Annotated in this window: 1 protein-coding gene; it reads right to left on the bottom strand. The window is 59.8% G+C overall.

Going from position 1 to position 535, the window contains the following annotated elements:
• Positions 1-524 (bottom strand): NAD(P)H:quinone oxidoreductase (gene wrbA, locus AB4Z23_RS28130; protein WP_441361263.1); only part of this gene is annotated, 524 nt, incomplete at its 3' end.
• Between the last annotated feature and the right edge of the window lie 11 nt (positions 525-535).

Genomic DNA, 535 nt, shown 5'->3' with positions numbered 1-535 from the left:
GGCTGGCGCGACCCGTCGCCACCGGCAACTGTCGTTGCCCCATAAGGAGCGCCACCAACAATTTCTTCACTGCTCATCTGGCCTTGGTGGCTATAGGGCAGGCCGACGATGATCATGCCAAAGTGCATGAGGTTGGTGATGATCGAAAACAAGGTGGTTTCCTGGCCGCCGTGCTGGGTGCCGGTCGATGCGAACGCTGCGCCCACTTTGCCGTTGAGAGCACCCCGTGCCCACAGACCACCGGCCTGGTCGAGGAAGGCTGCCATCTGCGACGACATCCGCCCGAAGCGTGTGCCGGTACCGACGATGATCGCGTCGTAGTCGGCGAGTTCCGCTACCGTCGCAATCGGTGCCTCCTGGTTGATCTTGAAATGAGACTTTTCGGCAATTTCGAGCGGGACAGTTTCCGGGACACGCTTGATCGTAACGTCGGCGCCGGCGCTTCTTGCGCCTTCAGCGATTGAGCCTGCCATTGTCTCGATGTGGCCGTAGGACGAGTAGTAGAGGACGAGTACCTTGGTCATTTGCTTTGCTC

Origin of the sequence: Agrobacterium sp. MCAB5 (assembly GCF_052114365.1) — a bacterium.
In the GTDB taxonomy this organism is placed as follows: Bacteria; Pseudomonadota; Alphaproteobacteria; order Rhizobiales; family Rhizobiaceae; genus Agrobacterium; species Agrobacterium tumefaciens.
This window is presented reverse-complemented; position numbering and strand designations above follow the sequence as displayed.